Annotated in this window: 26 protein-coding genes; 14 read left to right on the top strand and 12 right to left on the bottom strand. The window is 64.9% G+C overall.

The window, feature by feature from the left end; translation table 11 throughout:
• Positions 1–38 precede the first annotated feature (38 nt).
• On the top strand, positions 39–1,109 hold the full coding sequence (locus IV454_RS27620; protein ID WP_206088763.1) for a DUF3667 domain-containing protein: 1,071 nt from the start codon (positions 39–41) through the stop codon (positions 1,107–1,109).
• Positions 1,106–1,351, top strand: coding sequence for a hypothetical protein (locus tag IV454_RS27615; RefSeq protein WP_054263065.1), 246 nt, complete (start codon positions 1,106–1,108; stop codon positions 1,349–1,351). Before IV454_RS27620 ends, IV454_RS27615 begins: the two co-directional genes overlap by 4 nt.
• Before the next feature lie 62 nt (positions 1,352–1,413).
• Here the strand turns inward: IV454_RS27615 and IV454_RS27610 are convergent, their stop codons facing one another.
• Positions 1,414–1,758 carry a zinc ribbon domain-containing protein YjdM gene (locus IV454_RS27610; RefSeq protein ID WP_206088762.1) on the bottom strand — a complete coding sequence of 115 codons (345 nt, stop codon included), beginning with the start codon at positions 1,756–1,758 and terminating at the stop codon, positions 1,414–1,416.
• Between the two features lie 201 nt (positions 1,759–1,959).
• Here IV454_RS27610 and IV454_RS27605 point away from each other — a divergent pair, with 201 nt between their 5' ends.
• The 3 genes from IV454_RS27605 to IV454_RS27595 all read left to right on the top strand — a co-directional run bounded on the left by IV454_RS27605 (position 1,960) and on the right by IV454_RS27595 (position 6,242).
• The gene (locus tag IV454_RS27605; protein WP_206088761.1) at positions 1,960–2,742 is read left to right on the top strand and encodes a hypothetical protein; all 783 of its coding nucleotides are present in this window, start codon (positions 1,960–1,962) and stop codon (positions 2,740–2,742) included.
• 173 nt (positions 2,743–2,915) lie between these two features.
• Positions 2,916–5,849, top strand: a complete 2,934-nt coding sequence (locus IV454_RS27600; protein ID WP_229522369.1) for a putative bifunctional diguanylate cyclase/phosphodiesterase — start codon at positions 2,916–2,918, stop codon at positions 5,847–5,849.
• A 57-nt stretch (positions 5,850–5,906) separates the two neighbouring features.
• Entirely contained in the window at positions 5,907–6,242 is a 336-nt protein-coding gene (locus tag IV454_RS27595) for a hypothetical protein (protein ID WP_206088759.1), read from the top strand.
• A gap of 85 nt (positions 6,243–6,327) precedes the next feature.
• On the opposite strand, the gene IV454_RS27590 is transcribed toward IV454_RS27595, so the two are convergent.
• Positions 6,328–7,320: an SRPBCC family protein gene (locus IV454_RS27590; protein ID WP_206088758.1), complete on the bottom strand. Its 993-nt coding sequence runs from the start codon at positions 7,318–7,320 to the stop codon at positions 6,328–6,330.
• A complete protein-coding gene (locus IV454_RS27585) occupies positions 7,317–8,021 on the bottom strand; it encodes a phosphoribosyltransferase (RefSeq protein ID WP_206088757.1) in 705 nt (234 codons plus the stop codon). Before IV454_RS27585 ends, IV454_RS27590 begins: the two co-directional genes overlap by 4 nt.
• Before the next feature lie 211 nt (positions 8,022–8,232).
• On the opposite strand from IV454_RS27585, the gene IV454_RS27580 reads away from it, so the two are divergent.
• On the top strand, positions 8,233–8,811 hold the full coding sequence (locus IV454_RS27580) for an HdeD family acid-resistance protein (protein ID WP_206088756.1): 579 nt from the start codon (positions 8,233–8,235) through the stop codon (positions 8,809–8,811).
• A gap of 65 nt (positions 8,812–8,876) precedes the next feature.
• On the opposite strand, the gene fghA is transcribed toward IV454_RS27580, so the two are convergent.
• A complete protein-coding gene (gene fghA / locus IV454_RS27575) occupies positions 8,877–9,716 on the bottom strand; it encodes an S-formylglutathione hydrolase (RefSeq protein WP_206088755.1) in 840 nt (279 codons plus the stop codon).
• A 418-nt stretch (positions 9,717–10,134) separates the two neighbouring features.
• On the opposite strand from fghA, the gene IV454_RS27570 reads away from it, so the two are divergent.
• Positions 10,135–11,193 carry an Rpn family recombination-promoting nuclease/putative transposase gene (locus IV454_RS27570; RefSeq protein WP_206088754.1) on the top strand — a complete coding sequence of 353 codons (1,059 nt, stop codon included), beginning with the start codon at positions 10,135–10,137 and terminating at the stop codon, positions 11,191–11,193.
• Positions 11,194–11,238: 45 nt separating this feature from the next.
• On the opposite strand, the gene IV454_RS27565 is transcribed toward IV454_RS27570, so the two are convergent.
• The 3 genes from IV454_RS27565 to IV454_RS27555 are packed head-to-tail and all read right to left on the bottom strand — an operon-like array spanning position 11,239 to position 12,625.
• Positions 11,239–11,820 (bottom strand): chromate transporter, encoded by a 582-nt coding sequence (locus IV454_RS27565; RefSeq protein WP_206088753.1) that lies wholly within the window; start codon positions 11,818–11,820, stop codon positions 11,239–11,241.
• Positions 11,817–12,392 carry a chromate transporter gene (locus IV454_RS27560; protein ID WP_206088752.1) on the bottom strand — a complete coding sequence of 192 codons (576 nt, stop codon included), beginning with the start codon at positions 12,390–12,392 and terminating at the stop codon, positions 11,817–11,819. Before IV454_RS27560 ends, IV454_RS27565 begins: the two co-directional genes overlap by 4 nt.
• A 41-nt stretch (positions 12,393–12,433) precedes the next feature.
• Complete coding sequence (locus tag IV454_RS27555; protein WP_206088751.1) at positions 12,434–12,625, bottom strand: hypothetical protein; 192 nt, start codon at positions 12,623–12,625, stop codon at positions 12,434–12,436.
• A gap of 243 nt (positions 12,626–12,868) precedes the next feature.
• Here IV454_RS27555 and IV454_RS27550 point away from each other — a divergent pair, with 243 nt between their 5' ends.
• Together IV454_RS27550 and IV454_RS27545 are read left to right on the top strand one after the other, a co-directional pair.
• Complete coding sequence (locus IV454_RS27550) at positions 12,869–13,096, top strand: hypothetical protein (RefSeq protein ID WP_229521877.1); 228 nt, start codon at positions 12,869–12,871, stop codon at positions 13,094–13,096.
• Between the two features lie 462 nt (positions 13,097–13,558).
• Entirely contained in the window at positions 13,559–15,658 is a 2,100-nt protein-coding gene (locus tag IV454_RS27545; protein WP_441294970.1) for an ATP-dependent helicase, read from the top strand.
• Positions 15,659–15,817: 159 nt separating this feature from the next.
• On the opposite strand, the gene IV454_RS27540 is transcribed toward IV454_RS27545, so the two are convergent.
• Positions 15,818–16,723, bottom strand: a complete 906-nt coding sequence (locus IV454_RS27540) for a PAS domain-containing protein (RefSeq protein WP_229521876.1) — start codon at positions 16,721–16,723, stop codon at positions 15,818–15,820.
• Positions 16,724–17,027: 304 nt separating this feature from the next.
• Entirely contained in the window at positions 17,028–17,645 is a 618-nt protein-coding gene (locus IV454_RS27535) for a phosphohydrolase (RefSeq protein ID WP_229521874.1), read from the bottom strand.
• A 238-nt stretch (positions 17,646–17,883) separates the two neighbouring features.
• Between IV454_RS27535 and IV454_RS27530 the strand changes: the two genes are divergently transcribed.
• On the top strand, positions 17,884–18,171 hold the full coding sequence (locus tag IV454_RS27530; RefSeq protein ID WP_206088749.1) for a hypothetical protein: 288 nt from the start codon (positions 17,884–17,886) through the stop codon (positions 18,169–18,171).
• Here the strand turns inward: IV454_RS27530 and IV454_RS27525 are convergent.
• On the bottom strand, positions 18,168–21,185 hold the full coding sequence (locus IV454_RS27525) for a bifunctional diguanylate cyclase/phosphodiesterase (protein ID WP_206088748.1): 3,018 nt from the start codon (positions 21,183–21,185) through the stop codon (positions 18,168–18,170). The genes IV454_RS27530 and IV454_RS27525 overlap by 4 nt on opposite strands.
• A gap of 190 nt (positions 21,186–21,375) precedes the next feature.
• On the opposite strand from IV454_RS27525, the gene IV454_RS27520 reads away from it, so the two are divergent.
• Complete coding sequence (locus IV454_RS27520) at positions 21,376–22,281, top strand: sulfurtransferase (protein WP_206088747.1); 906 nt, start codon at positions 21,376–21,378, stop codon at positions 22,279–22,281.
• 3 nt (positions 22,282–22,284) lie between these two features.
• On the opposite strand, the gene IV454_RS27515 is transcribed toward IV454_RS27520, so the two are convergent.
• Complete coding sequence (locus IV454_RS27515; RefSeq protein ID WP_206088746.1) at positions 22,285–22,962, bottom strand: YceI family protein; 678 nt, start codon at positions 22,960–22,962, stop codon at positions 22,285–22,287.
• A gap of 25 nt (positions 22,963–22,987) precedes the next feature.
• Entirely contained in the window at positions 22,988–23,971 is a 984-nt protein-coding gene (locus tag IV454_RS27510; RefSeq protein ID WP_206088745.1) for a type II secretion system F family protein, read from the bottom strand.
• An 89-nt stretch (positions 23,972–24,060) separates the two neighbouring features.
• On the opposite strand from IV454_RS27510, the gene IV454_RS27505 reads away from it, so the two are divergent.
• From IV454_RS27505 to IV454_RS27495, 3 genes are all read left to right on the top strand, one after another.
• Positions 24,061–24,762 carry a glutathione S-transferase family protein gene (locus IV454_RS27505; protein ID WP_206088744.1) on the top strand — a complete coding sequence of 234 codons (702 nt, stop codon included), beginning with the start codon at positions 24,061–24,063 and terminating at the stop codon, positions 24,760–24,762.
• 17 nt (positions 24,763–24,779) lie between these two features.
• A complete protein-coding gene (locus IV454_RS27500) occupies positions 24,780–25,400 on the top strand; it encodes a glutathione S-transferase family protein (RefSeq protein ID WP_206088743.1) in 621 nt (206 codons plus the stop codon).
• Positions 25,401–25,469: 69 nt separating this feature from the next.
• Positions 25,470–25,853 carry a hypothetical protein gene (locus IV454_RS27495; RefSeq protein ID WP_206088742.1) on the top strand — a complete coding sequence of 128 codons (384 nt, stop codon included), beginning with the start codon at positions 25,470–25,472 and terminating at the stop codon, positions 25,851–25,853.
• Positions 25,854–25,858 lie beyond the last annotated feature (5 nt).

The following is a 25,858-nucleotide window of genomic DNA, read 5'->3' as shown; positions in this document are numbered from 1 at the left end:
TGCCCGCCTAAAACAATATTATCTGCGGGAACACAACGATGGCGATGGAACTGGAAGCGGTAGGCGGATTGGCGGTAGCGTCCGTGGTAGTGCACGAGGTCGATGGTGCGCAGGCGGCCGCGCAGGGCGCTCATGGACACGCGACGAGCTGTGCCAACTGCAACGCCACTCTCGCGGGCGAATTTTGCCATCAGTGCGGGCAGCATGCGCACGTGCACAAGTCCTTGCTGCATCTCGCGGAAGAGGTGTTGCACGGCATCCTGCACTTCGACACAAAGGCATGGCGCACCATTCCGATGCTGGTCGCCCGGCCGGGTCAGCTTACCCGGCGTTACATCGATGGCCAGCGCACCCGCTTCGTGTCGCCGCTGGCCTTGTTCCTGTTCCTGGTGTTTTTTCTGTTTTTTGTCGCCTCGCTGACCGGCGGCAAGTCGGGCGTGAACCTGTCCGGTTCGCCCGAAGCGAAGGCGCAAGCGCGCGCCGAGCTGGTGCGTGATGTGGAGCACGCGCGCGCCGCGCTGCGCACGGCCGAGGCCAGCGGGTCGGACAAGGAAACGCTGGCGGAAGCCACCGCCGAACTGGCCACCGCGGAAAATGTGTTGAAAAAATTTGAGCAAAGCGGCGTCGTCGCAAGCGCCAACGGCGTGAGCTTGAAGGCGGATAAATTCAACGTCGAAACCAGCTGGCCAGCCATGAATGCCGCCATCAAGCACGCGGCCGACAATCCCGATCTGACGATCTATAAGCTCAAGAGCAGCGGCTCCAAGTTTTCCTTCTTGCTGGTGCCGATCTCGCTGCCGTTCCTGTGGCTGCTGTTTTTCTGGCGCCGTGGCGTGACGATGTACGACCACGCGGTCTTTTCGCTGTATTCGCTTTCGTTCATGGCGCTGATGTTCGCGCTGGTGTTCGTGATCAGCTATGCCGGCTTCGGCACCCTGGCCGCTGCGCTGGTGGTGTGCCTGCCGCCGGTGCACATGTTCCTGCAACTGCGTGGCGCTTATGCGCTCAGCCGTGGCGAAGCCTTCTGGCGCACCCTGGCGCTACTGGGCATCGCTGGCGTGGTGTTCCTGCTGTATATCGGCTTGATTCTGATGCTCAGTGTCGCATGAACAGGCACACCATCATGGAATGGGCGGGATATACCGGCAGCATCGCCGGTTTGATGATGCTCTTGCTGACGTTCGACCGCCCCGGATGGCGCTGGCAAGCGGGCGGCGCGGCGCTGGTCCTGACCGGCATCGTGCTGATTTACCGCTCGCGGCACCTGCGCCGCCGCGATGACGATGGGTTCGACGGCGGCGAGGGGTTTGACGTTGACGACGGTGTCGTCGATGCGTTCAGCGACGATTAGCCCGCGTCCGAGCCAAGCGGAGGGCTTGGCGGCGGCCTGCACTGCGCCACCCCCGCCCGCCATTACACCTTCTTGACGAACTCCGACTTCAGGCTCATGGCGCCGAAACCATCGATCTTGCAGTCGATGTCGTGGTCGCTGTCGACCAGGCGGATATTCTTGACCTTGGTGCCCATCTTGACGGTGCCGCCCGAGCCTTTGAGCTTCAAATCCTTGATCACACTGACAGTGTCGCCGTCCTGCAACACATTGCCCGCCGCGTCGCGATACACCTTGGGGCCCTCAGCGGCCGCCGCCGCACCTTCCTGGGCGCTCCATTCGTGGGCGCACTCCGGGCAGATCAAATTGCTGCCGTCTTCATAAGTAAATTCTGAATTGCATTTAGGGCAGGGGGGAAGTGCGCTCATAGGAATTGTCCTGTTTTAGCTTGAAAGGGCTTGAGTATACAGGGTGGCGTCGCTTACCGGACTGTTGCATGTTGATTTGAGGCAATGCTTCCCGTAAACAGTGATGTAAAGATGGCTCTTCTTCCAGCTTCGAATCCGATGATAACTCTGATAATTGCCTTAGAGAATCAATCGATTCCCACAAGAATAAGGAGCACGACAATGGCACACATCGCTTTCAGCAGCACCCGTCAACCGGCAGCCAATGCCATCTTCAGCCGCGCCGGCATAGGTGCCCCGGTCGCGATCGAATTGCTGCCGTTCACCGTGCGGCCGGTCCTGACCGAGGCCGACCTGCACAAGGCGGTAGCCGTGCGGCATGCCGCCTACGCGCGCCACCTGCCGGACTTCGCGCGCTCGCTGGAGCAGCCCGAAGCGGCCGACCACGATGCCGACACCATGATCCTGCTGGCTGAATCGAAGGCCGATGGCACGGTCCTCGGCAGCGTTCGCATCCAGACCAACTTTCGCCAGCCGTTGCACATCGAAGCGTCCGTCGATTTGCCCTTGTGGCTGGCAACCCAGCGGCTGGCCGAGGTGACCCGGCTCGGCATCGTGGAAGGGCGCATCGGACGTCAAGTGAAGCTGGCCCTGATCAAGGCCTGCTTCGACCATTGCGAGCAGAACGGCGTCGACACGGCCGTCGTCAGCGGCCGCGCGCCGATCGACCGGCAATACGAACAATTGCTGTTCACTGATGTGTTCGCCAGCCGCGAACCCGTGACCCTGCGTCACGTCGGCAACCTGCCGCATCGCATCATGTACTTCGACATCGCCAGCGGCCAGGAACGCTGGGAAGCGGCGCGCCATCCCCTGCTTGATTTCTTTTGCCGCACGCGCCATCCGGATATCGATCTCGGCCGCCACGTTACTTCCGTCTGGAAACATGGCTTGCCGCGCGGTCAGCAGGCCGCAGGCGCTGTTGTTGTTGGGCTCGCCGCGTAGGCAATCAAAGCAGGACGGCGTGACGGTAACGATGTATGCTTTGACATGATTGCCGCCTAACAGCAAGGAATGGCGGTGCGCTGTCTAGCCGGATGCCGCTTATGTCAACGTCGATGTCTTGGTCCCGCAGGCTGCCCGACAGCGTTCAGCACGCTCTCGAAACGCTATTGCGCGTGCTTTCCTTTTATCTCGTTCCACTCGGCATTGCGCTGCTCTCGGTTGTGGCGCTGGCGTTCTGGAATAACCAGTACCGCACCAGCACCGGCATGCCGCTCGCCTTGCGCATCATGGCGCAGGCGGGGGCGCAGGCGACGCCCGAACAGATGCGCGCACAACTGGCGCTCTTGCCCGAGGTAAGCTACCGCGAAACGCGCATGTCGCCCGATCCCCTGTGGTTCAGCATGGCCGCTGCCGCGCCGGCCGGCAGCGTGATCGAATTCCCCTCGCGTCATATGGTCGAGATCGCTTGCTGGGATAGCGATACCTTGCTCCCGCTCGGCAGTTCCAGCCGCGCCGCCTCGGCCGGGGCCATGGCGCCCCTCATGGCGGGGTTTGCGCTGACCTTGACCTCGCAGCCGCCCGCGCAACTCCAGGCCGCGCCGGCGCAAGCGTCGCGCATGCCGCTGCGCTTGCTGTGCCGCACCGTGCTGATCGGTCCGGCACGCTTGTCGGCCATGCAATGGCAGGCTGGCGAACTCGCCCTGGCTGTGCAGCAATACCACCGCAAGTCGGGCCTGCTCGACGGCGGCATGATCGTGCTCACCTTGTTCGTGCTGACCACGGCCCTGATCAACCGCCAGGCCCTGTATGTGCTGCTGGCCGGCTGGCTGGTCCTGAACCTGCGCATGGGGGCGCTTTCGGCCGGCTGGGATATCCAGTGGCTGGGCCAGATCGTGCCGGCAGCCTGGCTGCTGCCGTCGCGGGCGCTGACGATTGCGCTGTACGCGGTCTCGACCCTGACCCTGTACCAGACCCTGTTCCGCGACCGCCTGGCCAACACGCGTTACCGGGCGCCGCTGCGCCTTGCCGAATGGTGCTGCGTGCCGCTGCTGGCACTGTCGGTGGTCTTACCCTACCATCTTTTCCTGCCGGCGATGTGGGGCTTCGTCGCGTACGGACTGGTGCTGATGACGCTCGGGCTGGCCAGCCTGATGTCGCCATCGCAGTCGCGCCCGCACACCCGGGTGGCGTTCTGGTTCGCCGCCTCGTTCGCGGTGACGATGATGTCCGGGCTGGCGGAAGTGATCGCCGCCGCGCTCGGCGTGCGCGACTTGACCGGCCTGGTCAACAGCGTCACGGCCGCGCTCGCCTCTAGCTTGCTGGCGGCGCTGGCGGTGGCCGAACAGATGCGCCAGGAAACGGAACAGCGCATCGCGGCCCAGGCCGAACTGCGCCACGCCTACGAGGCCATGCCGGTCGGACTGTTCACTCTGGACCTGGACGGGCAATTCCTCAGCGCTAACCCGGCCTTGCAGCGCATGGTAGGCTCGGCCACGCCGGTCACGGCCGCGATGAACTTCCAGCAATTCTTCGCCGATGGGGTGTGGGGCACCTTGCATGCCCTGGTGGAGCAGCGGCCCGATGCCGAACTGCGCATCGAAAACCGCGACGGCTCGCATTGCTACCTGGTGCGCGCGACCCTGGCGCGCGGCAAGATCGAAGGCGTGCTGCAAGATACGACCGAGCAGCACAAGGCCACCGAGCAACTGCGCTTCATGGCCAATAACGATGCGCTGACCAAGGTGTTCAACCGGCGCGGCATCGAGCGGGTGTTCGAGCAAGCGTCCATGAAGCCGCTGACCCTGGCCTACCTCGACCTCGACCGCTTCAAGCTGATCAACGACCTGTTCGGCCATAGCGCGGGCGATGAAGTGCTCAAGCAAGTGTGCGAACGGATCGGCGCCGTGCTCAGCGGCGAACAGCAGATCGGCCGCGTGGGCGGCGACGAATTCGTGATCATCATGCCGGAAACCTCGATCCGGGTGGCGGCGCTGATTTGCCGCTGCCTGGTCGGGAGGGTCGGCAACACGCCGTACCGGGTCGGCGACAAGGCTTTCCACGTGCGCTGCTCGATCGGGCTGATCGAAGTGCAGCCCGGCATGCAGATGAAGGATGCCGTCTCGACCGCCGACCGTGCCTGCCGCGAAGCCAAGAGCGGGCATCGCGATGGCCTGGTCGTGTACGAGCGCGATTCGACGGCCTTTCACGAACGCGAGTCCGAGCTGAACCTGGTCGAGCGCCTGTCGGCGAACGATGCGACCGCCTGCATGGTGCTCGAAATGCAGCCGATCATGTCGCTCAAAATGCCTTACGATTCGATGAACTTCGAGGTCTTGCTGCGCATGCGCGAAGCCGACGGCAGCCTGCTGGCGGCCGGGCCGATCATCGCGGCGGCGGAAAAGAGCGGGCGGGTCGGCGTGATCGACCGCTGGGTGCTCTCGACCACCTTGAGCTGGATCGAGCGCCACGCCGAGATGCTGGTCAATACCCAGTTCGTGTGCATGAATCTGTCCGGGGCCTCGCTCAACGATGAGCGCTTCATCCAGGACACCATCGATATCCTGCGCCGCCACCGCGACGCCGCCAGCCGGCTGTGCATGGAGATCACCGAAAGCGTGGCCTTGCACGACCTGAACAACACGCGGCGTTTCATCGAGCAGGTGCGCAATTTCGGCGTCAAGGTGGCGCTCGACGATTTCGGCGCCGGCTATACCTCTTTCTCTTACCTCAAGGAATTGCCTGCGGACATACTCAAGATCGACGGCAACTTCATCGTCAATATGAACGCGCATCCGGCCGACGTCGCCATTGTCGAGGCCATCGTCAAGCTGGCGGTCAACCTGGGCATGAAAACGATCGCCGAATGGGCCGAGGATGGCGCTACCGTGCAAACCCTGGCCGATATCGGCGTCGATTACGTGCAAGGGTTTGCGATTGCCTCGTCGATGGCCCCGGATATCCTGCTCACCGTGACATCGGCCGCCGGTTTTATTATCGACGAGGAACTCAATCTGCTGGTGAGCGCGCTGGGTGTCGGCGCCGCCGTCCCGGCCGCCGTGGCTGCGGAGGCTGCAGTGGCGGAAACGCCGGTGACAGGGCTGCACTGAACTGTCCGGCCTCGCGCTGGTCGAATTCCGATGTGCAGCCAGAAGAAGGATAGTGTCATGATCAATCATGCGGTGATGGGTATGTTCGACAAGTTCGACACGGCGGAGCAGGCACGCGCCGCCTTGCTCGCCGATGGCTTCGGTTCCGATGCGCTTGAGCTCAAGGTGCATGACGATGAAGCGGGTCCGGTGGAAGGCAATTTTTTGGTGGGTAACACGCCGATCGAAAGCGATCAGCACGTCTACGATCGCAACTATGCAAACCCCGCCCAGCGCGGGCAATGCATGTTGATGGTTAACGCGGTCGACGCGGCAACGGCGGCGCGCGCGTCGGCCATCCTGGCCGGGTTTGGCGCCCGCGATCCCGATCGATTATCCGGCGCGCGCCCCTGAACGATTGACGGCCCCGCTCCGGGGCGGCACTGTACTTCCATGCCTGTCACGCCCCGGAACGAGCTCGCCGCGCGCGCCTGCGGCCCTATTCCTGTCGAAACGTCGTGTTGTCGTGTGTCTGTTTTGCCTCGCCCTGGGGCGGGCCGCCCTCCAGCAGCTGTTTCATGCGGTTCAGGTCTTCCTCGAGTTCCTGTTCGGGATTGGCGCCGAACAAGGTTGCCACCGCCTTGCCCAAGGCGCCGGCCGGAGGGCGGTAAGACAGCCGGACCGTGACCAGGGTGCCGCCCTGCGACGGTTCGAAGCGGACCGACCCCGATTGCTCGACCTCGGCCCCGGGCGCGCTGCGCCATGCCAGCCGACGCGGGCGAACCTGCTCGGTCAGCACGGCATCGAGCTCGAACTCGCTGCCCGCCGGCCCCCTGACGACCCAGTGCGAGCGGTGCTGGCCGAGCTCGTGCACCGCGATCACGTTGGCCATGAAGCGCGGGAAGTTGTCGTAGTTGGCCCACAGCTCGTACACCTGCTCGGGCGCGGCCTCGATGCGGATGGTCTTGTCGATCTCGGTTGTGTCGCCGCGGCCTTGCTGGCGCGCCAAGCCGGGCCAGGCGCCGCTACCGAGGGAGCGTATCAGCAATGCCGCCCCGGCGACACCGATGGCCGCGGCGAGCGGCATGCGCCGGGTCGGCTGGCCGGCCATGCCCGGCAAACCGCCGCCGGGCATGGCGGCATTGCGCGGCGATGCGGGCCATGGCGAGCGTGCCGGCGATGAGCGCCGCTCCGCAAGGTCGTCCTTGGCCGCCGTCGCCTGCCGTGAGTTGGCGGCGCCCTGCGCGGTGGCGCCGGCGGACGCCTGCCCGCCGGACCCGGCCCCGCTCGCGCCCATGCGCTCGCCCACCTCGTGCACGACTTTTTCGAGCAGGTCGCCGCCTTGATGGCCGAGTTCGCGCAGCCGTTCCGCGGACCGGATCCGCCGCGGGCCGCCCCGGTCCGGATCCATCATGTACATGGCGAGCGCGCCGAGCGCAGCCCCGCCCAGCCATTTACCGAGGTGAAGATCGTGTTCGGACATCTGTTTCATGATTGCCTCCGTTCGCTTGCATTGGTGGATGAACGCTGTGCCAGCGCTTGGTCGCGCCAGGCAATGGCCAGCAGGTCTTGTACTTCCTCGTCGCTGGTCTGGCCGAATTCCCGGTACCACCGGCTGACCGCGCCGAAGTCCGCCGGGCGGATCAGGCAGACCAGTTCGTCGACCTGGGCGGCCAGCGTGGCGCAGCTGTCCGGTGCGCCGGCTGGCACCGCCACCACCACGCGCGCCGCACCGCGCGCGCGCCCCGCGCGCACGGCCGCGCACATGGTCGAGCCGGTAGCGAGCCCGTCGTCGACGAGGATGGCGGTCCGCCCGGCAAGCCCGGGTTCGGGGCGTGCGCCCCGGTACTGGCGCTCGCGCCGCGCGATCTCGTGTTCTTCGCGCGCGCATGCGGCATCGATCGGTTCTCGGCCGATCCGGTGCGCGCGGATGGCTGCCATGTTGAGCACGCGGATGCCGCCGCCGGCGATCGCCCCCATGGCGAATTCTTCGTGGCCGGGCAGGCCGAGCTTGCGGACTGGCAGCACATCGAGCGCCAGCCCGAGCGCCCTGGCGATGGCGAAGCCGACCGGGACGCCGCCGCGCGGCAGGGCGAGCACCAGCGCATCGGCGCGGCCGGCGTAGGGCGCCAGTGCCACGGCCAGAAGCTTGCCGGCATGCATGCGGTTTTTGAATCGTCGATCGGTCGCCATAGTGCTTCGACAGGCGAAGCGCACGTGGGTTGCACAAATTTCGTCAACTACTGACACGAGCGCGCACCGCATGGCGGAACCATGGGTTTGCGTTGATGCCGTGGTATTCGCACTGGTTTTATGACGCCCGATTGATTTATCGCAGACCGGGGGCCTGCGCGCCGATCAAAACCGGACGGGCGCTGTCTGATTCAAGAGGGAGGAAAATGCCATGAACGATACGCTTCTGCGGAACTGGTGGCTGCTTGCCGCGCGCGGTGCCATTGCCATCGTGTTCGGCGTGCTCGCCATTGCGTGGCCCGCAGTCACCTTGCTTACTCTTGCGGCCCTGTTTGCCGCGTTTGCGCTGCTCGGTGGCGCGGTCTGGATTTTCGGGGCCGTCAAGAACCGCAGGGACGACCGGCACTGGTGGATGCTGATGCTGTTCGGCCTGGTCAGCCTGGCCGTCGGCGTGCTCGCCACCTTCAATCCGGCGATCACCCTGCTGACCCTGATCCTTCTGATGGGGGCCAATGCCTTGGTCAGCGGCGTGCTCGATATCGTCATCGCCATCCGGGTACGCAAGTTCATTCGCGGCGACTGGCTGTTGCTGCTCAGCGGCATGGCCTCGATCGTGTTTGGCCTGATCGCCCTGCTGTTTCCGCTCGGCGCCGGGGCTGTCATGCTGGCCACGATCGTCGGGGTGTACGCGCTGGTCAGCGGCGCGTTGCTGCTGTCCTTGTCGCTACGGGTGCGCGCCTGGTCACGCATCAACGCCGGACGCAGCAGCCCGGCGGCAGGGACGATCTGAGCGCAGCCGCGCGGCCATCGCGCGCAGCGGCTGGTCCGCGCGCGCGATGGCCGCCGCGACGGGCCTTAGCCCAGTTGCGCCCTGTGAAACCGCAGATGGTCGTCGATGAAGGTGGAAATGAAGTAGTAGCCGTGGTCGTAGCCAGGGTGGCGCCGCAGGTCGAGCGGTTGGCCGGCCTTGGCGCAGGCCGCCTCGAAGGCTTCCGGATACAGCTGCTGTTCCAGGAACTTGTCGGCCAGGCCCTGGTCGATCAGGATGCCGCCGGGGAAGGGCGCCTGCATGGCCAGCATCAGTTCGCTTGCATCGTACTGCTTCCAGGCGTCGCGGTCGCCGCCGAGGTAGCCGCTGAAGGCTTTTTCGCCCCATGGGCAACGGCTGGGCGCGGCAATCGGCGCAAAGGCCGACACCGAACGGAACAGGTCGGGGCGTTTCAAGGCGGTGACCAGGGCGCCGTGCCCGCCCATCGAGTGTCCGAAAATGCCGACCTTGGCGCCATTGACGGGCAGTTCGGTCAGCACCAGCGCGTGCAGTTCCAGCAGATAGCTGAACATGCGGTAATACTTGCTCCACGGCTCCTCGGTGGCATCCAGGTAAAAGCCCGCGCCGGCGCCGAAGTCCCAGGCATCGGTTTCGCCGGCGATGCTGGCGCCGCGCGGACTGGTGTCCGGCGCGATCAGGATCAGGCCCTCGCGCGCCGCCGCGCGCTGGGCGCCGGCCTTGCTTGGAAAGGTCTCTTCGGTGCAGGTCAGGCCCGCGAGGTAAAACAGCGCCGGCAAGGTCTGGCCGGCGGGCACGGCCGGAATGAAGGCGGAAAAGCGCATCGGCAGGCCGATCGCCGCCGAGGCGTGGCGGTAAAAGCGTTGTACGCCGCCGAAACAGGCGTGTTCTGATAAAAGTTCGAGCATCGGTCCGTCCAAGTGGTGAGTGATGCGCAAGTATGCCTTGTCGGAGACCGCTAGCCCAACTACTTCATGCGTAGGGATCGACGCCGTCACCGCCGTTGCGGCGTGCCGGGTCAAGGTCGACGCCACCGTGGCGACGTTGGCGCTGGCGCGCGCCTGCCGCGATAGGCGAGGCCGATACATCGTTCGAGGCCGCCCCGTCCGCCCCGGTCGGGCTGCATGAAGCGTCTGCCTGGAGTGAGGCCGCCGGTTCAGGCGCCAGTGCCGCCTGGCTAGCATGAAAAAGCCATCATGGCTGATATGCAGGCACGGCAGGAAGAGTTATTTATTGCAGAAACAAATGCGAGGAAGTCGCTGAAGGGCCGCCGCACACGCCTGAGGTAGCGCAAAGGCAGTGCATGGACGCTCGCTACAATGCGCCATGCCTACCCCTCACGACCTCGGATACCGCTCGCTGTTCGCCCACTCTGAACTGGTGCGCGAACTGATCACGAATTTTACGTCCTTCACCCTGCTCGACGACGTTGCGCTATCGGCCTTCGAGCGGGTCAACCCGGCGTACGTGAGCGATCATTTGTCGGCACGCCAGGACGATATTGTCTGGCGCGTGCGGATTGGCGAGCAGTTCCTGTACGTGTACATCCTGATCGAATGCCAGTCCGGCGTGGACCGCTGGATGGCCTTGCGCATGCAGACCTACGTCGGCTTGTTGTACCAGGACCTGGTCAAGGGCCACGAATTGTCCCCTGGCTTGCTGTTGCCGCCGGTGCTGCCGCTGGTGTTCTACAATGGTGTGCCGCGCTGGAGTGCCAGCCTGGAGCTGGCTGGACTCCTCATGCAAGCGCCAGCCGAGCTGGCGGCCTTGCAGCCATCCCAGCGCTACGTGCTGATCGACCAGCAGCGCCTGGACAAGTCAGAGTTGGAAGCGAACGCCAGCTTGCTGGCGCTGCTGTTCCGGCTTGAACTTTCGGTCGCCCCCGATGTCTCAAAAAATGTCTTTGCTGCGCTGACCACATGGTTCAAGGGTTCACCCCAGGCCAACCTGCGGCGTTCGGTTCAGGTGTGGATCAACGCACTGCTGGCACGCGGAGCCAGCAAAGAGGAATTGTGCGTGGTTGATAGTGTGGAGGAGGGTGCTGACATGGGCGGTAAGCTTGCAACCTGGGCCGAGCAGTTCGAGGAACTCGGCTTTCAAAAGGGAAGCGCCGAAGGCATGGCGAAAGGCAAAGCGGAAGGCAAAGCGGAAGGCAAAGCGGAAGGCAAAGCGGAAGGCAAAGCGGAAGGCAAAGCGGAAGGACAAGTCATTGCGCTACGCGGGGTGCTGGGCAGCCTGTTGCGCAGCCGGTTCGGTGACTTGCCGGCGCCGGAAATGCAGCGCATCGCTCAGGCAACTCAGGCAGAGCTTGAACAGTGGTTCGATCGCAGCCTGCATGCGCGCAGCGTGCAGGCGGTGTTTGACCTTGGCGCACCATCAGCTTAACCCGCCTGCGGGGCGCGCCGGTCCAAGGGGCACGACACATCCGGGCTAGACCAGTTGCAGCCACCCGAGCACGGCACCGCCGGCCAGGATCCACAGCAAATGGAGCCTGGTGCGCCAGATCAGGACGGCACTCGCCACTGCGAGCAGCCACAGCGGCCAGTCGGCGGCCAGGCGACCGCCGGCGCTGCCCAGGATCCAGCTGGTCGACAGCAGCAGGGCGATGACGACCGGGGCCATGCCTTGCTTGAAGGCGCGCACGGCCCGCAAATCGCGGTTGCGATGGCCCCACTGGGCGGCGAAATAGGTCAGCACGGTCGAGGGAATCAGGATGCCGAGCATAGTGACCGCCACGCCGAGGAAGGCGGCGCCGGTGCTGCCGGCGTTCATGCCCACCTGCCAGCCCATCAGCGCGACGAACAGCACGTTCGGCCCCGGCGCGGCCTGGGCCAGCGCAATTGTGTCGTTAAATTGCGCCTGGGTCAGCCAATGATGCTGTTCGACCAGGTAGCGATGCATTTCCGAGGTGGTCGAGATGGCGCCGCCGACCGACATCAGCGACAGCATCAAATAGTGCCCGAACAGGCTGAGCCAGTCGCTCCAGCTCAGGACGATCTGCGGCGCGCTCATGGCCGCAGGCGCTGGTAGGTCAGACAGCAGCCGAGCCCGCCAACGCCGGCCAGGACGTACAGCAGCGGCACCCGCAGCAGCGCCACCAGCACGAAGCCGGCCACGCACAGGATCCAGCACCACAGGCGCGGCATCGGATTCCTGGACAGCGCCAGGGACAGCTTCAGGCCGGTGGCGCCGATCATCCCGGCCGATACCGCCGCCATGCCGCGCAGGGCGCCCGACACACCCGGGTGATCGATAAAGCGCGCATGGAGCAGGGCCAGCAGCAGCACCAGCACCAGCGGCAGGGCCAGCATGCCTGCCAGCGCCGAGAGCGCACCGGCCAGGCCGAAATAGCGTCCGCCGATCATCATCGACAGGTTGACCACGTTCGGCCCCGGCAGGATCTGGGCGACGGCCCAGTCTTCCAGGAATTCCTCGTAGGTCAGCCATTGCTTGCGCTCGACGATCTCGCGCTGCACAACCGCCAGCACCCCGCCGAAGCCTTGCAGCGCCAGCAAGGTAAATGAAACGAACAGGTCGGTCAGCGATTGCGGACGCGGGCGGGCGGGGAGGGACGGGTCGGTCATGCTGCATTATCGCGCCGGCCCGCGCGTCTGTCCACGCGGGCTCAGCCGCCGCCGATACCGCGCATCACGCGTCCCGTGCCGCCGCATTGCGCGCAGGCGCTGCCGTTGGCCAGCTTGCCCTTGCCGCCGCAGGCCTCGCACAGATCCTCGGCCGCGCCGGGTGTGCCCGGCGTGGCTTCGTCACCCGGATTGAGCGGGGGTTCGCTTGTGATTTTTTCAGGTGGAATTGTCATGATGTCCTCGTTCCTCATGGTGGCATGCGCACTGGCGCCTGACCGGATTGTAGGCGGCGTCGCCAGGGGCCGGCGCTGTGTTGCCCCTTGTAAAAATGGCGACTGAAAACCTATGCTTCAAGCATATTTTTTGCCGTTTCGATGGAACCTTGACATTGACTTTGATCTTTATTGATGGATACTCCCTAGGCAGTATCGGGTTCCCTTTCCGCCGTTCTGAATGCCCTGTAAGGAAATCACAACATGAATCGACAGCAACGCCCCGACAGCGGCGGTTTCGCCGTGGCCGAACCAGCGTATCAACGCCAGGACGTGCGCCAGCGCGACATCGTCAACCATGCCATCTCGGTCCAGGAAAGCAGCAACACGGTGTGCGCCATCGAGTACCTCAAGGCGCAGGATATCCATCCCGACGTGATCGCCCGGGTCTTGCTGGAACCGCAGCGCCGGCGCGAGGTGCTCGCGCATTGAACGGTGCAGGGTGGTGGCGCAGGGCTGGCATAAGGGGCCCCATATGCGTATCAGAATGTTATCGAACCACCCGCCTTCGGCTGCGTGCAAGACCAGCGGTTATGCACAAAAAAATCTTGTAGGAAATTTCTTAATATTTTTTAGCGCCTTCCCCATTGACTTTGTAAGTGCTTGATTTATATAGGCATAATTTCTGCCTCACGAATGAGCATTTTGTTGAAACCCGCATCGTTACACGCTTGCGGACTGTCAAGAGGGGATTATCCACAAAGTTATCCACAGCGATTGTGGATATCCCAAAAAGCGCTTTAGAAACGGCTACTTAGCGCGCATAGGGCAAATTTGACCGTCGCTTTCAAGACCGCTATGCAGCGGGCATGGACCCCGCGCCGGAAAACCGTGAAGGTTTTTACTTGCGCAATAATACTGGATAAATGTACAGTCATGTCAACTCCCGTTTGAATGCCCGCCATGACCGCTGTTCCCCTTGCCGTTTCCCCCGACGATCCCTTCGCCAGCCTCAATCCCGCCCAGCGTGCCGCTGTCGAGCACGACATCGGCGTGGCCGCCGGCAGCGCGCGGCCCTTGCTGGTGATCGCCGGCGCCGGGTCTGGCAAGACCAATACCCTGGCGCACCGGGTGGCGCGCCTGATCATGAGCGGCGCCGATCCCCAGCGCATCCTGCTGCTCACGTTTTCGCGCCGCGCCGCCAGCGAAATGACCCAACGCGCCGGCAATGTCCTGCACCGCATCATGGGTGCGCGCGGCGGCCAGCCCCCGGCCAGTCTGCCCTGGGCCGGCACCTTCCACAGCATCGGCGCGCGCCTGTTGCGCGACTACGCCGGCCGTATCGGCCTGGAGGAATCGTTTACCATCCACGACCGCGGCGACTCCGAAGACCTGATGGGCATGGTGCGCCACGAAATCGGCCTGACCCAGACCGACAAGCGCTTTCCCCTCAAGGGAACCTGCCTTGCGATTTATTCGCGCGTGGTCAACAGCCGCGAGACCCTGGCGCTGGTGCTCCAAAGTACCTTTCCCTGGTGCAGCGAATGGGAATCCCAGCTCAAGACCCTGTTCGGCGCCTACGTCGATGCCAAGCAGGAACAGAACGTGCTCGATTACGACGATCTTTTGCTGTTTTGGGCCGAGATGGCGGCTGATCCCGACCTGGGCGCGCATATAGGCGGCCAGTTCGACCATATCCTTGTCGACGAGTACCAGGATACCAACCGCCTCCAGGCCGCGATCTTGATGGGCATGAAGCCGGGCGGGGAGGGCGTGATGGTGGTCGGGGACGATGCCCAGTCGATTTATTCTTTCCGGGGCGCCACGGTGCGCAATATTCTCGACTTCCCAAAACAATTCGCCCAGGAAGCCTGCATCGTCACCCTGGACCGCAATTACCGTTCGACCCAGCCGATCCTGGACGCTTCCAACGCCGTGATCGGTGCCGCGCTCGAACGCCACGCCAAGACCTTGTGGACCGACAAGGTCTCGACCGTCCTGCCGCAAGTGGTGCTCATTCCCGATGAAGCCGAGCAGGCGCGCTGGGTCTGCAATCGCATCCTGGAGCACCGCGAGACGGGCATGGCGCTCAAGGCGCAGGCGGTGCTGTTCCGCGCGGCCAGCCACAGCGCCGCGCTAGAGCTCGAACTTATGCGCCGCAACATCCCCTTCGTCAAATTTGGCGGCCTCAAGTTCCTCGAAGCCTCCCATATCAAGGATGTGCTGGCGGTATTGCGCTTTGCCCAGAATCCGAGCGGGAGAGTGGCCGGGTTTCGCGTGGTGCAACTAGTGCCCGGGATCGGCGCCGCCACCGCCACCCGATTGCTCGATGCGGTCGCCGAGGCGGCCGAGCCGTTGCATGCGGTCGAGCAATTTGCCGCGCCCGCCAAGAGCGGCGGCGACTGGCCGCAATTCGTCGCCCTGTTCCGCGCCCTGCGCGCGCCGGGGCTGCGCTGGCCGGCCGATATCGAGCTGGTCAAGAACTGGTACCTGCCGCACCTTGAACGCATGCATGACGATGCCCAGGTAAGGGTGGCCGATGTGGAACAGTTGGCGCGCCTGGCGGGCGGCCATGGCTCGCGCGAAACCTTCCTGGCCGAAATCACGCTCGACCCGCCCGAGGCGACCAGCGACCGTGCCGGGCCGCCCCATCTGGACGAGGATTACCTGATTCTCTCGACCATCCATTCGTCCAAGGGGCAGGAGTGGAAGTCGGTGCATGTGCTCAACGTGGTCGACGGCTGTATTCCGTCCGACATGAGTACCGGCAATGCCGCCGATATCGAGGAGGAACGCCGCCTGCTGTACGTGGCCATGACCCGCGCCAAGGAGCATCTGCACCTGGTGGTGCCGAACCGGTTCTTCATCAAGCAGCAAGCCCAGATGGGCGACCGCCATGTGTACGCGGCGCGCACGCGCTTCATCAGCCCGGCCATGCTCAAGCACTTCGAGGAAACGGTGTGGATGACGGCCGACACCCCGCAAAGCCGCAAACCCATGCCCGACAGCGTGCGCATGCTGGTGCGCGAGCGTGCCCGCAACGCGTGGAAGTAATCAGGCAGGGCCGCTCAGGCAGGGCCGCTCAGGCAGGGCCGCTCAGGCAGGGCCGCTCAGGCAGGGCCGCTCAGGCAGGGCCGCTCAGGCAGGGCCGCTCAGGCGCAACTGTTCAGGCCGCCGCGCCTGTGCGCGCCCGGACAGGCGCGGCCGGCACCGTCAAGCGCCCGGCGCCGGGTCGCGCAGGGTCGCCACCGCCACGTATTCGTAAGGCGCGCCGCCCGGCTCGCTCAGCGCCAGCAGGGCGCAGCGCAGGTGCAGGGCGCTGCCGTCGGCCGCACGGGTCTGGATGTCGCCCGACCAGGCGCCGTCGCGCGCCAAGGTAAGCTTGATGTCGAGCACCAGCGGCTCGGGAAATGCACCTGCATGCAAGGCGTGCAGATCGTGTCCGACGAGCGCCTCGGGACGGGCGCCGGCCAGTTGGCACAGGCGCTCGCTGGCTTCGACGATGCGGCCCTTGGGGTCGAGCTTGAGCACCAGCGCTTGCTGGCCGAGCAGCGCCTGCAGCTGGCGCGCCTTGTCGAGTTCGGCAGCCATCGCGGCACGGTCGGCCGCGGCCGCCTGCAGGCCGGCATACGCGCGCAGCGAAGCAATCACGGTGGTAAACAGCTTGCGCGTGGTCAGGTCGGCCTTGGACCAGAAATCGTTGATGTCGTAATCGCAAATGATGCTGTGTTCCAGCGCCTGGCCCGGTTGCCCGGTGCGCAGGACGATGCGCACGAGCTCGTTGTGCAGGTCGGCGCGGATCTGGCGCGCCACGCGCAGGCCGGCATCGTCCGTCTCCATGATAACGTCGAGCAACACCAGCGCGATATCGGGTGTGGCGCGCAGGGTGGCGAGTGCTTCCTTGCCGCTGTAGGCGTGCAGGAAGCACAGGCGCCGTCCCTGGAATTGGGCATTGCTGAGCGCAAACTTGGTCACCACGTGGACGTCCACATCGTCGTCGACGATCAGGATGCGCCAGGGAGCGCTTTCCTGCGCCGGAGGCGTGGACGGGTCGGACGGGTCGTCGTCCATGATGAGAAGGTCGCCCTGCGGGGCGTTGTCGGAGGAGGATGCGGGCATGGCTCCACACTATGACAGCTGGGGGACTTTGTCAAAGACCACACGAGTTATCCCCTGTTTTGCCTCCGTGTAGAAATTTGCCGAATGGACAGTTTCCCCGCGCGGTCAGGGTCGTTTTAAGTTCATGATTTTATTCAACTTAATTGCTGCCTGCCGAACGGGCATTTTGTAGAAACCCGCGTAAAACCGGGCGCTAAGCGGTGCCCGGTGGGGCTTATCCACAATGTTATCCACACTTCTTGTGGATATCGTCAAAAAGCCTGTGAAATCCGTGGCTTAGGTGAGCAAGGCGGCGGGCGGGCGCTCACAGGCCGGCCTTGAGCCGGTTCAGCTCATCGAGAAAGCGGGAACAAGCCAGGTCGGGTGTCCACGGCTCCCACGGCCTGCCGCCGTAAACGGGAAACAGGGGATCGTCGCTCTGGGGCTTGGCGGAAATTTTCAAGGTGTGTTTCACCTCCTCCCTGGTCCAGCCCGCAACGTGCACCGCTTCGCTGGCGGCGGCGAGGCGGTCGGCACGCTTGTGCGCGGCGTGTTCCCGAACGGTCCAGCCGGGCAGACCGTAGCGCAGGAAAATGACTTGTTCCAGGCGCAGGGTCAGGCTGCGGAAGGCGTCGCCAAGAAAGGGTTTGATGACGGAAATGGCGTCGAATCCCAGCAAGCCTTCCTCGGCATCGTGCAGCAGTTCGCGCAGTTCGGTGAGCGGGTCGAGCGTTCCGCCCGCCGCGTTTTTTCTCAACTGCATGACGGCGATCGAATGCTGGGCGACCGACAGCGGCAGCGGCCATACCGAATGTCCGCCCCAGCGGTAGGTGCGGGCCAACCCGATCGCCAGATCGCTGTCGTCCCAGTCGAACGGCGTGGGGTTGAGCAGGTCGAGACGGCGGCCCGAGGGCATGCGCACCCAGGCACGTGTTTCCGGCATCGTTCGCAAAGTCGTTCCTCCAATCAGTGTCGTCAGATCATGCGTCTGCTCCACACGTGTTCGCACTATCTTACACACTGGCCCTGGCGGGCGGGCGCGAGATTGAGCGGCGTCGCAGGGGCCGGTCGCTGTTGATGGTCGTCACCGAAAGCAGTCGTTCGGCTGGCACTTGCGCGATCGTTGACTTACTGTGATTACGGCAATTTACTTGTCATCCCACTCACACCGGAGAATCAGCATGGAATTCCAAGACCTGGCGTTAACGATGTTCCTCATGTGCATGTGCGCTCTGTACATGATGTATCTGAAGCAGGACGAACAGTTCAGGAGCATCAAACGCCTGGAGCGCATGCTCAGTTCGGTTCCCGGCGTCGGGCCCGGCAACGACGACATCCATCCGCGCGTCCTGGCCAAGATTGCCGCCGGCGAGATCAGCGCCGCGATCCTCCTTCAGCGCTCCATCGAAGCGAGCTCGTTCAGCGAAGCCGATGCCGCGGTCCGGCGCCATATCGCCGGGCACCACTAATCGGCCGGCACCCCATCGGCCACCAGCAGGGCGACAAACTCCTCGGCCGCTACCGGGCGGCTGAAGATATATCCCTGCACCTCATCGCAGCCCGCGGCATCGAGATAATCGAGCTGTTCGCGGGTTTCCACCCCTTCCGCCACCACCGTGATCCCGAGGCCAAGCGCAAGCGCAATCGTGGCCTTGGCGATCGCCGCGCTCTTGGCATCGTCGGTAATATTGCGCACGAAACTCTGGTCGATTTTCAGCTTGTCCAGCGCAAACCGACTCAGGCAGCTGAGCGAGGAATACCCGGTACCGAAATCGTCCAGCGCCACCGCCACGCCAAGCCCGCGCAGCTCGGCAATCTGGGCCATCGCCAGCTCGGCTTCCTGCATCAGCACGCTTTCGGTCAGTTCGATCGACAGGTAGCGCGCCTCCATGCCGCTGTGCAGCAGGGCGCTTGTCACGATCGCCGGCAGGGTGCCGGCCGTGATCTGGTGCGCCGACACGTTCACCGCCACCGGCAGCGCGCGCAAGCCGGCATCCTGCCATGCCTTGTTCTGCGCGCAAGCCGTGCGGATCACCCATTCGCCGATCTCGACGATCAAGCCCGAGTCTTCCGCCAGGGGAATGAACTCGGCCGGCGAAATGATGCCCAGCTCGGCACTGCGCCAGCGGATCAGCGCTTCCGCGCCGCATACCTGCTTGTCGTCCAGCCGCACCTGGGGCTGGTAAAACAGCGAAAATTCGGCGCGTCCCAAGGCGTTGCGCAAGCGGTGCTCCAGCGCCATCCAGTGCAAGGCGCGCGTGTTCATTTCGGATGTGAAATAGCGGAAGCTGTTGCGCCCGCTGTTCTTGACGTGCGACAGGGCCGTGTCCGCATTCTTGATCAGGTCGCTTGCCGTGACGCCATCGAGCGGAAACAGGGCAATCCCCACGCTGGCGGTGACCACCACCTCGTGTCCCAGCAACTGGCAGGGCGCGGCCACCGTGTCGAGCATTTGCTGGGCGGCGGCGTTGATGTCGTCATTGTCGTCCATGTGCGTGAACACCAGCACGAACTCGTCGCTGCCGATGCGCGCCAGGGTATCGCCCGGATGCAGGCGCAGCAGCAGGCGCTGGGCCATTTCGCGCAGCAGCAGGTCGCCCGCATCGTGCCCGATGCTGTCGTTGACCCTTTGCAAACGGTCGATATTGAGCAGCAGCACGGCGATCACCCGCTGCCCCTGGTGCGCCGCCTCGATCGCCTGTCCCAGCCGGTCGTTCAACAGTGAGCGGTTCGGTAAGCGCGTCAGCGGATCATGGTTGACCATGAATTGCAGTTGCTCGTTGGCTTCGGTAATGTCGCTCAGGTCGGTGAACACGCCCACATAGCCGGCCGTGCCATGCTCCGGACTCGACACCGCGCTCACCGTCAGCCACTCGGGAAATACCTCGCCATTCTTGCGCCGGGTCCAGATTTCTCCGCGCCAATGGCCATCGCGCGCGATCGTCTCCCATAGCTGCCGGTAGAAATCGCTATCGTGCAGGTTCGAGCGCAGCATGCGGATATTGCGTCCCAGCACGTCCGCCTCGCTGTACTGAGTGATGCGCTCGAACGCCGGATTTACCGCCACGATGGTGCTGGCCGCGTCGGTGACCACGATGCCGTCGCGCGTGCAGGCGAACACGCGCGCGGCCAGGTCCAGTTTTTCGTCGGACTGGCGCCGCTCCGTGACGTCTTGCAGTGTGCCCATCAGTGCCGTCACATTGCCGGCGGCATCATGCACGCCCGTGCTGCGCGAATGGAAATAGCGCTGCGGGCCGAGTGCGGGATTGCTGCGCAGCTCGCCCGACCAGTTCATGCCATGCCGAACGGCCGACTCGACCAAATGGCGGTCGTCCGGGTGGATTTGCTGCAGAAAAACATTGAGCGGCGGCGGCTGGTCCGCCGCCGGCAGCCCGAGCAGGCGGTACATCTGCTGCGACCACTGTCCGCTGCGGCTGACCAGGTCGAGCCGCCAGCTGCCGATCAAGGCCAGTTGCTGCGCCGCCCTGAGCGCATCGTCGCTGTTGTGCAGCGCCTGGTTCAGGCCGTAGCGCTTGTGCAGTTCGCGCAGCGCCAGGTAGCTCAGGCCGGCCAGCGCCGCCAGGAAGGCCAGCGAGACTGCGATGTAGGCGCGCGCCATGCTGTACCAGTCGGCCAGCAATTCTTCCTCGCCCAGAGCGACCACGACCACCAGCGGCCGGCCGCTGACGCGCTGGTAGAAATACCGGCGGCGGATATGGTCGATGCTGCTGTCGGCCGTATAGCTGCCGGCCTCGGGCGGGGATGGCGAGGCCCTGAAATCGGGGAGGAAGGTCAGGCGCTTGCCTTCGACCAGGTTAGCGATCGGCATGCGCAGCATCAGCACGCCGTCGGTGCGCACCAGGGCCACCATGCCATCCCTGCCGACCTTGATCGATTCGTAAAAGCGGCGCAGGTATTTCGGTTCGAGCGCGGCCACGATGACCCCGCCGAAACTGCCGTCGGGCCGGTTGATGCGGCGGCTGAAACTGATGAAGGGCACGCCCAGCTTGCTGATGATCGGCCCCTCGATGTGCATGCCATGGTCGGGATGGTCGCGATGGAGGCGGAAATACGCGCGGTCCGACAGGTTGTAGGATCCCGGCAATTTTTGACTGTCGTGAATCATCTTGCCGTCCGCATCGAGCAGCCAGATGGCGCGGATGAAGGGCAGGTTGTCGATGCTACTGTCGAGCAATTCATTGATCAGGCGTTTGCTGTCGGCCGGGCCGCGCGGCACCATCTGCACCGCCTTGATGGTGGTCTGCATCGCCAGGTCGACCGCGAACACGCTGTCGACGGCCTGCTCCTCCAGCACCTTGACCAGCACGCGGGCGCTGGTGGTTTTCTGGGTGATGACGTGGTCGCGCGCCTGCACCAGCTCGAACACGAGATTGGCGATGATGCCGACGAACAGCAGACTGGCAAAGCCGAGCACCAGCAAGGTGATGCCGCGCTCGTCGCGATTGGCAAGAAGAGGGTTCATCGAAGTGCACCTTGAAAAAGTGAGCAGGACGGTGTGACTCCCGCCATGGCATTCTGGACCCTGATGCATGTCTGTTATAGCAGATCATGTATGAGTAATAAAGCGCGAGTTGCCGTGCTCGATACAGCTGTGAACGCCCGCTTGCGGCAAACCCTTTAAAATAGCGGGTTTGCTCCCCGAAAAACCCGCCGTGAATGCCCGTCCGCCCGCCTGCCCGCCCCTTGCCGCCGCCCGCCAGGACCTGGTGCGCGCGCGCCAGCTGCTCGCGCCGGGCGAGCTGGCAACGCTCGCGCAGGACGGCGCCGTGCGCCTGCTGGAAGTGGGCTGCGCCGGGGCCGGCGCTTTCGAGGCGGCTCACATCGGCGGCGCCGCCTGGCTCGACACGCGGATCCTGGAAGCGCCGCCTCTGTTCAACAAGGTCGACGATGCCGTCCTGCTGCAGGCGCTGCTGGCGCACGGCATCCGCCACGACAGCACCGTCATCGTGTACGGACGCAATCCGCTGGCGGCGGCGCGCGCGGCGCATTTGCTGCTGTACGCTGGTGTGCTGGATGTGCGCATGCTCGACGGCGGCTTTGCCGCGTGGTGCGCGGCCGGCCTGCCCACCGTCGCCGGCCCGGGGCGCGTTCCGGTGGCCGCGCACGGCTTCGGCGCCCCGTTTCCCGGCCGCCCCGACTATATGACCGATATGGCCCAGGCCCGCCAGCTGCTGGCGCGCAGCGATGCGGCCCTGGTCAGCATCCGCACCTGGAGCGAATTTACCGGCGCCACCTCGGGCTACAGCTACATCGCGGCGCGCGGCGAGATTCCCGGCGCGCTGTGGGGCAGGGCCGGGCACGAGGGCGACGTGAACAGCATGAGCCACTTCCAGCACGCGGACGGGCGCATGCGCGCTGGCGCCGCCATCGCCGCCCAGTGGCGCCTGGGCGGCATCCATCCCGGCCGCCACAACGCCTTCTACTGCGGCACCGGCTGGCGCGCCTCGCTGGCGTTCTTTTATGCGTGGCTGATGGGATGGGAGCGCATCAGCGTCTACGACGGCGGCTGGTACGAATGGAGCGCCGACCCGGCCAACCCGGTGCTCCTTCATTCCTGAGCGTTACGGCGGCGCTGTCGCCACGATGCGAAACGCCAGCTCCATCGGATCCTGCACCGTCAGGGCGCCGCCCATCACCGACATCGGCGTGATGCCGAAGTCGCTCTGGCGCAGTATCAGGGTGCCGCTCGCGCTAAGGCCACCCTTGCTGCGTTCAATCGTGGCCGGCACCTCCACCGTGCGCGACACGCCATGCAGTTCGACCTTCAGGCGCAAGGTGTCGCCCTTGCCGGCGGCGCGTTCGGCATGCAGGGTCACCAGCGGGAAGCGCTCCGCCTCCAGCACGCGCGTGAGCATATTGGTGCGGGTGCCGGCGATGGCGTCGGCGTCGGGCTGGGTGTCCAGGCCCGCCTTGGTGCGCAAGGCGGTTTCGTCGACGCTCATCTGGTCCAGGCGGAAGCGGAAGTCGGCGCGGCCGGCGTCGGGCGCGACGAAACCTTCGATGCTGCGGCTGGCGACCACGTGGTCGTGCCCCAGGCGCGAGAACGTGCCCCCGCGCCGCACCGTGACGGTAATGAGCGAGCTGGCCGTATCGATGCGCAGCACCTGCTGCGTGCGCGCGGCATCGCGGTACCAGTTGAACGTGGCGTCCGGGGGCGTCGGTGCCGGCGGTGGCGTGGGTGTGCTGGCGCAGCCGGCGACGAGCACCAGCAGCGGCAGGTAAGTTCGGATTGGTTTCATGGGATCGATTGTGGCACGGAACAGCTCACGGTGGCGCCACCGCGCTCAGCGAACTGCCGAGGATCCCCGCCGCCATCCACAGCGCCACGAGCGCATAGAACACGCGCGGCAGCCAGGCCATCAGATCGAGCTGGAAGCGGTTGATCGATTCGGTCTCGCTGGCGGCGTGCCGGCGCAGCATGGCGGGCAGGGTGCCGCTTTGTTCGCCGGTCAGCACCAGCGCGTGCAGCTGGCCGGTGTCGGCCAGGCGTGATGCGGCGATGGCCTGCGCCAGGGTGGCCCCCGATGCGAGCGCCGGCTCCATGGCCGCCAGGTCGGCCCGCACGATGCGGTTGCCGACCGTGGCCAGGGCCACGGGCATGGCGTCGAACAGCGGCAGGCCGGCTTCCAGCAGCAGGGCGAGGCTGTCGACAAAGTCGCGCAGATTGCGGCGCAAGTGCATCGGCCCGAACAGCGGCAGCGCCAGCAGGGCGCCTTCGATGCCGGCCCGGGCGGGCGACTCGCTGCCGGAGCCGAACCAGGCGAAGGCGCGCGCCGCCAGCAGCGCCGCGCCGCCCAGCGCCAGCAGCGGCGCCAGCACGCGCCACAGGTAGGCGCCCGCCGACAGCGTGCCGCTCACCAGCGCCGGCAGCGGCTGCACGAACAGGGCGATGGCCAGGATCGCGACCGGCAGCACCATGCGCGAACGCAAGGTGGCCAACTGCTGCGCCCTGGTGGCGTGAAAATCGGCCAGGCGCTGGTAGGTCTCCAGCGGACTGCCGGCGGCCAGCGCGGCGCGCACCAGGCGTGCCTCGAACACGGTGAACAGGCCGCTGGCCAAGCCGGCGCTGGCTGGGTCGTTGCGACGCGCCGCCAGCTTGCGAAAGGCGGCCACCCGTTCGCGTCCGGCCGCGCCGAGATCGAGCAACGCATAGGCCCGGTCGGGCGGCAGGCCGGCCTTTTCCATCGCCGCCAGATGCTGATAAAGCCGGGCGCGCAGCAGGGCGGGAAGAGGGCGGTGGCGGGTCATGCGGCGATTGTGGCACAGCGCGTGCGGCTGCGCCAAATTGACGCTATGATGCGCATTGCTCTTTCGTCATCCATCCGGAAAGGAATGCCATGATCGACCTCTATTCGGCGCCCACGCCGAACGGCCACAAAGTCTCCATCGCGCTCGAAGAACTGGGCTTGCCGTACACCCTACACACGCTCGAGCTGAACCAGAACCAGCAAAAGGAAGACTGGTTCCTGGCGATCAATCCGAACGGGCGCATTCCGGCGATTGTCGACCGTGCCGAGGACAACTTCGCGGTGTTCGAGTCGGGCGCCATCCTGGTCTACCTGGCGGAAAAGACGGGCCAGCTGATGCCGCAGGGCGCCAAGGGCCGCTCGCAGGTCATGCAATGGCTGATGTTCCAGATGGGCGGCATCGGTCCGATGATGGGGCAAGCCAATGTGTTTTACCGCTACTTCCCCGAAAAAATCCAGCCCGCGATCGACCGCTACCAGGGCGAGAGCCGGCGCCTGTTCCGCGTGCTCGATGGCCGTCTGCGCGATCATGAATTTTTGGCCGGCGACTACTCGATTGCCGATATCGCCAACTGGGCCTGGGTGCGCACGCACAAGTGGTCGGGCGTCTCGATCGAGGAACTGCCGCACCTGAAACGCTGGATCGACACCATCCGCGCCCGCCCGGCGGTGGAAAAGGGCTTGCAGATGCCGCCATCGCCGCGCGAACTGAGCGGCACCAGCGAGGAAGAAGCCGCCAAATTCTCGGCCGCCGCGCGCACCATGCTCGAAACCGGCCAGTCGCGCAACTAAACCTCTGTAAGGATGCCATGAAACTCTACATCAGCAACTTCGCGCCCAATCCGCGCCGCGTGACCATGTTCATCGCCGAAAAAGGCATCACCGGGATCGAGCCGGTCATGATCGACCTGGCGACCAATGAACACAAGAGCGAGCGTTTCCTCGCCAAGAATCCGCTGGCGCGCGTGCCTGCGCTGGAACTCGACGACGGCCGCGTGCTGACCGAAACGCGCGCCATCTGCACCTATCTGGAAGGCCTGCATCCTGAGCCGAACCTGATGGGTGAGGGTTTCGAGGAGCGTGCCTTCATCGAGATGGCCGACCGCCGCGTGGAGCTGTATCTGATGCTGGGCATCGCCAACTGCGTGCGCCATACGCACCCCGGGCTGGCCGCGCTGGAGCAGCCGCAGTTCCCCGAATTTGGCGCCTCGCAGGGTGAGAAAATGCGCGAGCACGCGCGCTGGCTCGACCGCGAGCTGGCGACCCGCCCATTCATGGCCGGCGAGCGCTTCACGGTGGCCGACATCACCGCCTGGTGCGCGCTCGAATTCGCGCGCGGGCTGATGAAGTTCAAGCCGGGCGCCGAAGGTATGGCCAACCTGCAGGCCTGGCGCGACCGCATCGCCGAACGGCCGTCCGCGGCACGGTAGTTCGCCTCTCCCAGGGCATTCCCGGGCGGTATCGTGCCCCTTTGATAAATAGCCCGCGCGCGCTACGACATGATGAAGCGTCCACTCCTGCTGTCCCTGTTTTCCCTGCTCGCCGGCCCGCTTGTCGGAGCGATTGCTTTCTGGTCTGCCGTCAGCCAGAGGCAAGCCGTCACCACGTTGCCGGCGCTGGAAAGCGGCTATACCGTGTCGATACTGGAAACCGGGACCGAGGTCGGGCTCTTCAGCGCGCAGCCGCGATATCAGATATTCATCAGCATGAAGGCCTCGCCGTACGGCCATCCGAGCGATTTGTCCCTGTATAACCATGGTGAAGATGTGGTGCGCTATCTCCAGCGAAGTCGTGTGACCGAGAGCATTGAAGGAATTATCTTTACCCAGGCATCGGGACATACCTTGTTCGTGCCGCGTCAATGGTACGCGGGCGGCCGTTGAAGAGG

The sequence above is a fragment of the Massilia antarctica genome, assembly GCF_015689335.1.
In the GTDB taxonomy this organism is placed as follows: Bacteria; Pseudomonadota; Gammaproteobacteria; order Burkholderiales; family Burkholderiaceae_D; genus Telluria_A; species Telluria_A antarctica.
This window is presented reverse-complemented; position numbering and strand designations above follow the sequence as displayed.